Here is a 10232-nt window from a genome sequence, read left to right as displayed (position 1 = left end):
CGGCTCTTCGCAATCGATGCCACCTGCCACGCTACGCGTAACCCACTCAAACGGTTTGCCAGTTGGCGAAGCCGTCAAGAATCGCATTCGCTCTCCCGACTTCCTCAATATTCCCATGTATCACCAGCACATACTTGTCCGCCTTCAGCGCAGTTTCATACTGGACGGCCTGCTCGGCGCTTACCCCCACCCTGGTCAGCGCGGCCCCCAGCGCGGACAAGCCGCCGATCACCACCGCGCCTTCCAGGGCGCCAATCAAAGCCGTGACCACCGGCCCTGCCATGGCCATCAGCCCCAGCCCCGGCAGAAAGAAGATTGCCGGGGCGATCAGCAAGCCCCACAACCCCCCCCAGAATGCGCCTATGCCTCCCCAGGCTTTCATTTTATCGCCCACAGAATAGAAACCGAAAGGATGCTCCTCGCCATGGTAGCCCTTGCTGATGATCGATAGTTTCTTGACATCGAAACCAGCCTTGCTCAACAAACGCATGGCGTCTTCCGTTTGAATATGGGTGTTGTAGACATACCCAGACGAGTTGATATGTTCCATGGCTTTTCCTTTCGGAATTATCGCTGATTGGACTACCCACCCACATTTATGGGTTCGAATCAAGGCTTCCACCCTCCGCCTTTCAGCACGACATGCCAATATCGACAGTGACCAACTGCGTTACTGTCGTCATAAGATGTCATCCCAAACTGCAGGGTGATGCGGCATAGTGGACTTCATGATTGAAAACATCGGTGCGGTATCACACATAAATTGAAATATGATTCACAAAAACATAGAATTAAATAATTACTCACACGCCCCGAAACCATCCCCCGCCTTGCTGATTGAAATATGAAATCAACTCAGTCAAAAAGCCTGCCGAATTCTTTATGTGCGATAGCGCACATACAATGCCATTTCATACTCCTAAAGTACAGGCCAAACAAAAGCCTGCCATCAGGGGAATAGACATGACCATGCAGACAGAAGCGGCACTCAACAGCATGTTGGCAACACTATCAGCCACCGAGTGGCAACGCATCCACCCTAAGCTCGAGATGATTGATATGCCATTAGGCACAACTCTATATGATTCCAGCCATGCGATGAGCTATGTCTATTTCCCCTGCAGCGCCACCATAGCATTGCTTCACATAAGCAAAAGTGGCATTGCCGCCGAGATCGCCATCATTGGCAGAGAAGGCATGGCTGGCATTTCTCTTATGGTCGGAGGAGAACCCATCCCTAGCCGGGCCGTGGTGCAAAGCGCGGGCTATGGTTTCCGGCTGGAATCCCGCGCGCTGAAAAACGAGTTTGGCAATTCCACTTTATCCATGCCCCTTTTTCTGCGCTATACGCAAGCCCTGATTACCCAGATGGCGCAAACCACATCATGCAGACACCATCACTCGCTGGAGCAACAACTCTGCCGCTGGCTGCTGCTGAGCCTGGAAAGACAGCCTGGAAATGAGCTGGAACTGAAGGAAGATTTAATTGGCGACATACTAGGGGCTGAACGCGAGGAGGTAATGGATTCCGCGCAGGGCTTGCAACGCTCAGGACTAATCCATTATGAAAATAGCCGCATCATCGCATTGGATAAGGCAGGCCTGAAGCAGCGCGCTTGCGAATGCTACGTCGAGATCAAATCGGCATACGAACGGCTGCTGAACGCCTCCCTTGATGGGCTAGCGCCCACGTCTCGCCCGCTAGATTTGAGCAACAGCCCATGACCGTGCTACAGCGCACAGACCATTCGCGCAAGATCCGCCATTCTTTGACGGCAATGCTCTGTGGAGGCTTCAGCACCACCCTCTGCATGACATTGAATTCCCTTGCAAAAGGAGCCAATCATGCTTAGCCAATCCACTCAACACGCGACAGGCATTACGCTGCTCATTGCCTATGCCGCTTTGATCGCCATATCAGGCAACGCTTATGGCAATAACAACGCAACCGAGCAGCTTGATACGCCCCTCTCTGCCGCCACAGGCAATACCTACGCCCAAGGCACGGAGGTGAGCAGTTATGTGACCGATGCGGTGATTACTGGCAAAGTCAAAGCCGCCATTCTCCACGATCCGGAGCTGACATCCTATGAAATCCGGGTGGAAACCGACAATGGCCGAGTGATGCTGAGCGGACAAGTCGATACCCAGGCTGAAATTGATCGAGCCGGGGATCTAGCGCTTGGGATCAAGGAAGTCAGGGCTGTCATCAACTACATGAAAGTCAATAACGTCCAATAAGCATTTTGTTTCCGATCCGTCATGCCCCACATGCTCAGGGAGTGAGCTTCGAGCCCGCTTCGGGGCCGGCATACATATACCGCCGCGACCACTCCAGGCCATCGGCATGACGGCCGGCCTTGTGGCACAGCACCTGATAGATGCTCACCACATCATGCCGGAAGGCATAGGCGCAGCCCGCAAGGTATACGCGCCAGATACGGAACTTCTCCTCGCCCACCTCCTGGCGGATGCCCTCGCTGTGGTTTTCAAAGTTTTTCGCCCAGCACGCCAAGGTCTGCGCATAGTGGCGACGTAAGTTTTCCACATCCAGAGCCTCCAGCCCGCCTAATTGCATGGTACGCAGCACCTCTCCGACATGCGGCAGCTCCCCACCGGGGAAAACGTATTTTTCAATGAAGCGGCCAGCCCCGAACGGCGCATCCACACTATCGGCGCTGGACATGGTGATGCCGTGATTCAACGCCATCCCGTTATCACACAGCAAGCCGTGAATACGTCTGAAGTAATCCGGCAAGCCCTTGACGCCCACATGCTCGCACATCCCTACGCTGGCGATGCGGTCGAACTGGCCTTGAACATCCCGATAGTCCTGCAGCCGGATCTCGACCCGGTCTTGCAGGCCGGCCGCGCGCACCCTGGCCGTCGCAGTTTCATATTGATTGCGCGACAGCGTGATTCCCAGGCAGCGCGCGCCAAAACGTTGCGCGGCGCGAATCGCCAGCCCTCCCCAACCACAACCTATGTCCAAAAAGGTCTGTCCGGGCGCCAGCCTCAGCTTGGTCAGGATATGATCCATCTTCTTGACCTGCGCGTCCGCCAAGCTCTCGCAGCCAGTTTCGAAATAAGCGCAGGAGTACATCATCTGCGGATCCAGCCACAGGGCATAGAACACGTCCGACACATCATAGTGAAATTGGATGGCCTGCTTGTCGGCCTTGCGCGAGTGCCGGAAATAGCCGGCGATGGTCTGGAAGCGCTTGTTGTGGCTGCGGGACAGGGAGTAGGCCAGGTTGATGACGTCATCCAGCGCGCCGTCCACATCGAAAACGCCACGCACATAGGCCTCGCCAAGGCCATCCAGGCTTGGCGATAACAAGTATCTCAACGCTGACGCCTCCCTGACATACATGGTCACCAGAGGGCGTTCGAAAGCGCCAAAATCGATCTGCTGATCATCCCACACCAGACGCGCCGCAAAAGGATTGTTCTGCCGAATCTGCTTTGCCCATTGTTCAATATCGTTTTGCCAAGCCATGACCCAGCCTCCTTTCAGAAGCGATCCAGACTGCTCTACCCATGGGAGATCCATATGTCGTTCTGCAACTCGCCTGCTACACCCGCCATGTTGAACATGGTTGGGCCAGGGTAGCCCCATAAATACCATCGGTATGTACGCTTTCGCACATACCAGAACCCCTCGAACGACCTCGGCTTTCAACCAAGCCGCACGAGCAAGCTATTGCGTCTGAGGCGCAACGCGCGATCAGGGATTTTACGAGCGCCACTTAAACGCGCGTCATCTGCGATGCGGACTTTTCGAAATAGCCAACGCCTAAGACTGACAGCCGCTTCCCATCGCAGGCATCCAAACGTCGATTCGAGATGCTATGTACGGCAACGAACAGAGCCCTCTCCCTCCCCCCGATAAAATGGGGTGAAATTCACCATGACTACGGCGGAGCATGAATGCGTCAAGTTTTCACGCCATGGGATTAGAGGTGAGTTTTTAAACCCACTCCAAGGAGTCCAGCCATGATCCACCTCATACGAAATTTGCAAAAAATATTTCTGCCGGCAGCTGCTGCCTTCGTTCTGTGTTTTGCCAGCGGCTCCGCCTTTGCCGCATCGGCGCAAGACCTGGATGAGGACGCGCAGCAATCGCTGCAAATGCTGTATCAAAAGAGCCCGGTAGCCGAAAATCTTTCACGAAAAGCCGCCGCCATTTTGGTATTTCCGAAGATTATCAAAGCCGGGTTGATCTTTGGCGGCGCATATGGCGAGGGTGTATTGCTGGAAGAGGGGCGCCCCAACGGCTACTACAACTCAGTCACCGCATCCTGGGGCTGGCAGGCCGGAGCCGAATCCTACGGCTATGTGGTCTTCCTGATGAACCAGAAAGCCGTCCGCTATCTGAAGAAGTCCATGGGATGGGAAATCGGCACAGGCCCCAGCGTGATCGTAGTCAATGAAGGGATCGCAAAAAATCTGAGCACGACGACTTTGCGCAACGATGCCTATGCCTTCATCTTTGACCAACAGGGCTTGATGGCCAGTCTGAGCATTGAAGGCACCAAGATTTCCCACATCAAGCGCTGATGTCCGGCATTCGGCCCCCTGGCGATAACTTTCGTCACAAGCCCAGCCAGGCAGTGGCAGGCCATCTTGGCCTGCCCACCGCCATCTCAGTCTGGGCCCAGCACGGCATGGTCCAAATTTCGCGCGGCAGCGCACGCCGCATCACAGGATTTGGCGCTGGGGACGCTCATTGCAGGCGATATTCGCCATTCACCCAGCGTATCGGCGTAGATTTGCCGGTTAGCGGCATAACAAACACACGCCATAGCCTCAAGCCCGCCACGATCAAGCACAACAACCCGCCCGCGGTGATATTCAATCAACCCCCTGCTCTGTAGCGCGCCGGCAGCCATGGTTATGCTGACGCGGCGCACACCCAGCATATGCGCGAGAAATTCATGCGTGACATGAAAATCATCCGCACATACATGGTCGTGCTCGATCAAAAGCCTGGATGCCAAGCGCCCACCCAGAGGGTGAAATCGCATGCAGACTGCAGACAAGGCCCATTGCCTCATCAGTACGGAAAGATATTGATGCACCACCAATTGCAGCGGCTTGTTATTTGACAGTTCGCCGCGGAACGCCTCGGCGCGAATTCTCCAGGCCAAGCCTGGTCTTTGTACCAGGGCATGCAGAGGATCGACTGCCGTACCCCATGCCAGGTGCGCGCCCAACATGCCTTCGCATCCGGCCACGCCGATCTCAAGCTGATGATGATTTAGATCTTCGGCCAGTAATGAAATGGAACTTTGACGCGGGAAATAGGCATAAGAAGCGCTGCCGCCCTGCTTGCAGAGCGCTTCCGCCAGAATCAACTCCACGGGCTCGCAATGCGCCAGCAAGTGGATGCGGTCATCGCTAGGCAGCAATCCGATTAAATGATTCTCGATGATGGACACGGAAATGCCTCCAGGTCATTCCCCTATTGGACACACAAACAGACTCATCCCTTTAGAGCCGCTGACAAAACTCCTGATTCTGCCTTGCGCCTCCTTGCCGTACCTGTGTATTGCCTGCGTCGGCGCGCCTTGGCTAAGGTTATCTACGTGGTTTTGTTAGCCGCGCTGAGCGGGTCTAATATCGCAACTACATTCTATCCAGCCTAAATCGCGCTGACTGTGGGCAAGCGCACCTAAGCGGAATGGAGAACCTAAAACCATCAACATGTTATGTTTATTGACCAGTTCCACCATTCCCAGCCCCGGGCGTCGCTAAAATTAGCGCCCATGGTCACAAACGGTTATGAGGATATACTTTGCATGCTCAGATTTCACGAACAAATACAAAAGCTTACCAGCCGAAATAGTTGGACAAACCAGAGAACTACAGTACATTTAATTAATTCCGCAACGCACAATGCACTTCTCATGTCCAATCTGTGAATGCTTGTTATTGGGATGACGTAAAAATGCGCTTGACGCAATTCCGTGCCGGTAGGACTTGTTCCTGGTAGGAAATCCAGTCCACAGCCACCCACTGAGGCATTGTCCGACTGGCATTGAGCGGCTTGATTGGGATGCGCAGCGATAAAGATAGGGTTCGCTTTGCCGCATGGATGATCTCCACGCTAAGCAGCTCAAAACAATCACTCCCATTTCGCGTCGCCGCAAACAGCGGCTTCGCCAGGAGGTTGTATGGAAAATACCGTGATGGAACTACCCTCATTGCAACAGAACCATATTCTGGCGTCCTTGCCAAAAGACACCTTGGAGCGGCTCGTCCAGCACTTGGAACTGGTGTCGCTGCCATTGGGCAAGGTTCTATATGAATCCGGCGACACCCTGCGCAATGTCTATTTTCCGACCACCGCCATCGTGTCCCTGCTATATGTGATGGGAAACGGCGCATCGGCGGAAATCGCCGTGGTCGGCAACGAAGGCATGGTGGGCATGGCCCTGTTCATGGGTGGCGAAAGCACCACCAATCGCGCCATCGTGCAGAGCGCAGGGAAGGTCTACCGCCTGCAAGCGTCCCGCTTCAAGGAAGAAATCAATCGGCACAGCGAACTATTGCAGCTGATGCTGCGTTACACCCAAGCCCTGATCACGCAAATGGCGCAGACAGCGGTCTGCAATCGACATCACACCATCGATCAGCAGTTGTGCCGCTGGTTGCTGCTCTCCTTGGACCGTTTACCCAGCAACCACCTGACCATGACCCAGGAGCTGATCGCCAATATGCTAGGCGTACGGCGGGAAGGCGTAACCGAAGCGGCCTGCAAGTTGCAAAAACAGGGCGTGATCGAATACAACCGCGGCCACATTACCGTGAAGGACCGCCCCAAACTGGAGCAGCTGTGTTGCGAGTGCTATGCCGTTGTAAAAAAGGAAACGGATCGCTTGCTGCCGTACACGACGCGACAGCCCCATGGCAGCTTCAGCACCATGCGCTAGGCCTGTGGGCGCTCCAGACGCCGCGCGGCTCTGGCCAAGTCGGAGGATGCCTGAGAGGATAGGCACCCCTACCGATATTTCTTGCGCTCCCTCATCCCTGCCAGCCTCCGGCCCCTCCCCTCTCTTCGCCTCTCGACTCTGGCATGGCTATCGGATTACCATTTGCCGCCATCACCTCGCAAACCCAATATGCTAATCGATTTCTTCTATGCCTTGCGCAACGCCGGCTTGCCAGTCACCCTGAAAGAATTCCTGCTATTGCTGGAAGCGCTGCAACGCAACGTCGCCTTCGGCAGCCTCGACGAGTTCTACTACCTGTCGCGCGCGGCGCTGGTCAAGGACGAAAAACACTACGACCGCTTCGATCAGGTGTTCGGCCATCACTTCAAGGGTTTGGCGCTGACGCTGGACGACCTGCAACGCGCCATCCCCGAAGACTGGCTGCGCAAACAGGCGGAGAAATATCTCAGCGAAGAAGAAAAGAAAAAGCTGGAATCCATGGGCTGGGACAAGCTGATGGAGACGCTGCGCCAGCGATTGGAAGAACAGAAGGAAAGGCATCAGGGCGGCAACAAGTGGATAGGCACCGGCGGAACCAGCCCCTTCGGCGCCTGGGGCTATAACCCCGAAGGCGTGCGCATCGGCCAGAACCAGTCCCGCCACCGCCGCGCGGTGAAAGTGTGGGATCAGCGGGAGTTCCGCAATTTCGACGACAAGGCGGAATTGGGCACCCGCAACATCAAGCTGGCGCTGCGCCGCCTGCGCGAGTTCGCCCGCGACGGTGCCGAGGAAATCCTGGATCTGGACGCCACCATCGCCGCCACCGCGCGCAAGGGCGGCATGCTGGACCTGAAAATGCAGCGCGAGCAGCATAATAACGTCAAGGTGCTGGTGCTGTTCGATGTGGGCGGATCAATGGATGATCACATTCGCGAATGCGAGGAGCTGTTTTCCGCGGTCAAGGCGGAATTCAAGCACCTGGAGTACTTCTATTTCCACAACTGCGTGTACGAATCGGTGTGGAAAGACAACAACCGCAGGCAAAGCCAGCGTTTCCCCACCTGGGACCTGATCCACACCTTCGCCCGCGACTACAAGCTGATCTTCGTCGGCGACGCCAGCATGAGCCCCTACGAAATCACCTTTCCCGGCGGCAGCGTCGAGCATATGAACGAAGAGTCCGGCGAGGTCTGGCTCAAACGGCTGCTGGAGCACTTCCGCCATGCGGCATGGATCAATCCGCTGACGCGGGAACACTGGGATTACACGCAATCAGTGGGCATGATCCGACAGCTGATAGGCCAGAGAATGCACCCGATGACGCTGTCCGGCCTGGATCAGGCGATGCGCGATTTGAAAAAAACTGCCGCGCCCGCTTGAAATTTTAACGTTGACTCACAACTTTTTCCTTGAGTCGGGAGCATGTTGTAGCCCAGAATGAAGTCGAGGGGCCACAACGCCAGTCCGAAACCGGCCTCAGATTAAGTTACGGGGAGTCATACCATGCAAATCCTTCTTATCGCGGCCCTTGCCGTTGCGGTGGTCGCTGTCGCCAAATTGCTGGCTGCCCCGGTACAACAGCAAGCCAAGCTGGTGCCCATCCGCATCCGCGACGAGGAAACACGCCGTCGCCGCTGAGATTCAGCCAGCCAAAGCCCAAGCGCGTCCAGGACGCGCTTTTTTGTTGCCTCTCCGTCAAAGCGCCGCAATTAGACACAATCGTTAAGAAATGGCGCTTGCCCGAACAAGTCGTTGTTTCTAAACTAGATAGGCATCATTGCATTCAATAGATTCGCGACGGAGAAACACCATGGCGCTGACTGTCAACACCAACTCGGCCTCGCTGGCCGGACAGTACCAGCTGAACAAGACTCAGCAGGCCACCAAACAGGTGCTCGCCCAGCTGAGTTCAGGATCCAAGCTGAACAGCGCGGCCGACAACGCCGCCAACCTGGCCATCGCCCAGCAACTTCAAGCGCAGATCAACGGCAACAATCAGGCGATCAACAACACCAATGACGGCGTGTCGATGCTGCAAACCGCCGACTCGGCGCTGAGCCAGCTGCAAGACAACACCCAGCAGATCCAGACCCTGGCGATCCAGGCCGGCAACGGCGCGCTGAGCGCGAGCAACCGCCAGGCGCTGCAGCAGCAGGTTGACCAGCTGACCCAGAGCAACTCGCAAATCATCCAGAGCACGCAATTCAACGGCACCCAGTTGCTGAACAACAGCAACTCCAGCACATTTCAGGTCGGCCCCAATGGCACCAGCAGCAATCAGATCACGGTGCCTGGCATCGATCTGACCAATACGCCGGCCAATGGCGGCTTGAACGGCTACAACGCCAACCTGGGCGCGACCAACACCATAGACATCACCACGCAGGCGAATGCGCTGGCTGCCCAGCAAAGCACCGGCAACGACCTTAGCGCCATCTCGTCGCAACGCGCGACGCTTGGAGCGGTCAGCAACAGTTTCGACACTGTGGTCAACAATCTGCAGAACTCCACACTGAACACTACGGCCGCGCAAAGCCGGATCAGCGATACCGACTTCGCCGCCGCGACCGCGCAATTGACTGCGCAGCAGATTCTGGGCCGCACGGGAGCAGCCACGCTGAGCCAGGCCAATGTCGCGCCGCAAGCCGCGCTGTCGCTGCTGGGCTGAGCAACTTTACGCAAAAGTTCCCCGAGCAAAGAGAAAAATAATTCCAAATCTCTCTTGTTTGCCGGCCTTTGATTCCATTATCATCGACAACTGAATCCCTACGGGATTTGTCCATCGGGCACCGCAAGCGGTGCCCTTTGTCCATTTGCAAGGAGCCTTATATGTCGACCACGCCGGCAATCACCATTTCCTCCCTAGACTACGACAGGTTGTCCGTCCTGCTGGAGAGCTGCGAGCACGACCATCCGGTTGCCGGCCGCCTGGAAGACGAACTGGAGCGCGCCGACGTCGTGGATCCGCAGGCGATACCGCCCAATGTGGTCACGATGAACAGCTCCGTCCGCATTCGTCTGGGAGACGGGCAGGAAAAACTGCTGACCCTGGTCTACCCCAAGGACGCGGACAGCGAACAGGGACGAATTTCGGTGTTGGCGCCAATAGGCGCGGCGCTGCTTGGACTCTCTGTCGGCCAGAGCATCCAATGGCCGACTCCGTCCGGGCATACCGAATTGAGCGTGCTGGAAATCACTTACCAACCGGAAGCCGCCGGGGAGTACCACCGCTAGGAGCCTGAGCGGAGGATCGCAAGCCAGGGCGAAAATGGCTGAAGAAGCGTAGATTGGTATGCT

General features: G+C 56.1%; 11 protein-coding genes. 8 read left to right on the top strand and 3 right to left on the bottom strand.

What is annotated here, in order from left to right:
- Positions 1–46 precede the first annotated feature (46 nt).
- Positions 47–550: a permease gene (locus VL52_RS10235; protein WP_046156935.1), complete on the bottom strand. Its 504-nt coding sequence runs from the start codon at positions 548–550 to the stop codon at positions 47–49.
- 287 nt (positions 551–837) lie between these two features.
- On the opposite strand from VL52_RS10235, the gene VL52_RS10230 reads away from it, so the two are divergent.
- Both VL52_RS10230 and VL52_RS10225 read left to right on the top strand, forming a co-directional pair.
- Positions 838–1725, top strand: coding sequence for a Crp/Fnr family transcriptional regulator (locus VL52_RS10230; RefSeq protein WP_235429270.1), 888 nt, complete (start codon positions 838–840; stop codon positions 1723–1725).
- 120 nt (positions 1726–1845) lie between these two features.
- Complete coding sequence (locus VL52_RS10225; protein WP_052729246.1) at positions 1846–2241, top strand: BON domain-containing protein; 396 nt, start codon at positions 1846–1848, stop codon at positions 2239–2241.
- A 34-nt stretch (positions 2242–2275) separates the two neighbouring features.
- Here VL52_RS10225 and VL52_RS10220 read toward each other — a convergent pair whose 3' ends face one another.
- Positions 2276–3499 carry a class I SAM-dependent methyltransferase gene (locus VL52_RS10220; protein ID WP_046156933.1) on the bottom strand — a complete coding sequence of 408 codons (1224 nt, stop codon included), beginning with the start codon at positions 3497–3499 and terminating at the stop codon, positions 2276–2278.
- A 497-nt stretch (positions 3500–3996) separates the two neighbouring features.
- Here VL52_RS10220 and VL52_RS10215 point away from each other — a divergent pair, with 497 nt between their 5' ends.
- Positions 3997–4560 carry a lipid-binding SYLF domain-containing protein gene (locus tag VL52_RS10215; protein ID WP_046156932.1) on the top strand — a complete coding sequence of 188 codons (564 nt, stop codon included), beginning with the start codon at positions 3997–3999 and terminating at the stop codon, positions 4558–4560.
- 86 nt (positions 4561–4646) lie between these two features.
- Here VL52_RS10215 and VL52_RS10210 read toward each other — a convergent pair whose 3' ends face one another.
- Positions 4647–5441 (bottom strand): Crp/Fnr family transcriptional regulator, encoded by a 795-nt coding sequence (locus VL52_RS10210; RefSeq protein ID WP_070978718.1) that lies wholly within the window; start codon positions 5439–5441, stop codon positions 4647–4649.
- Positions 5442–6176: 735 nt separating this feature from the next.
- On the opposite strand from VL52_RS10210, the gene VL52_RS10205 reads away from it, so the two are divergent.
- The 5 genes from VL52_RS10205 to rnk all read left to right on the top strand — a co-directional run bounded on the left by VL52_RS10205 (position 6177) and on the right by rnk (position 10169).
- The gene (locus tag VL52_RS10205) at positions 6177–6935 is read left to right on the top strand and encodes a Crp/Fnr family transcriptional regulator (RefSeq protein ID WP_046156931.1); all 759 of its coding nucleotides are present in this window, start codon (positions 6177–6179) and stop codon (positions 6933–6935) included.
- 189 nt (positions 6936–7124) lie between these two features.
- Positions 7125–8315, top strand: coding sequence for a vWA domain-containing protein (locus VL52_RS10200; protein WP_046156930.1), 1191 nt, complete (start codon positions 7125–7127; stop codon positions 8313–8315).
- A 123-nt stretch (positions 8316–8438) separates the two neighbouring features.
- On the top strand, positions 8439–8573 hold the full coding sequence (locus VL52_RS25555) for a hypothetical protein (protein ID WP_021479079.1): 135 nt from the start codon (positions 8439–8441) through the stop codon (positions 8571–8573).
- Positions 8574–8745: 172 nt separating this feature from the next.
- Positions 8746–9603 (top strand): flagellin N-terminal helical domain-containing protein, encoded by an 858-nt coding sequence (locus VL52_RS10195; RefSeq protein WP_046156929.1) that lies wholly within the window; start codon positions 8746–8748, stop codon positions 9601–9603.
- A 161-nt stretch (positions 9604–9764) separates the two neighbouring features.
- On the top strand, positions 9765–10169 hold the full coding sequence (gene rnk / locus VL52_RS10190; protein ID WP_046156928.1) for a nucleoside diphosphate kinase regulator: 405 nt from the start codon (positions 9765–9767) through the stop codon (positions 10167–10169).
- Positions 10170–10232 lie beyond the last annotated feature (63 nt).

Source organism: Chromobacterium vaccinii, from assembly GCF_000971335.1.
In the GTDB taxonomy this organism is placed as follows: Bacteria; Pseudomonadota; Gammaproteobacteria; order Burkholderiales; family Chromobacteriaceae; genus Chromobacterium; species Chromobacterium vaccinii.
Note: the sequence above shows the minus strand (reverse complement) of the source record. Positions and strands in the feature narration are given on the sequence as shown.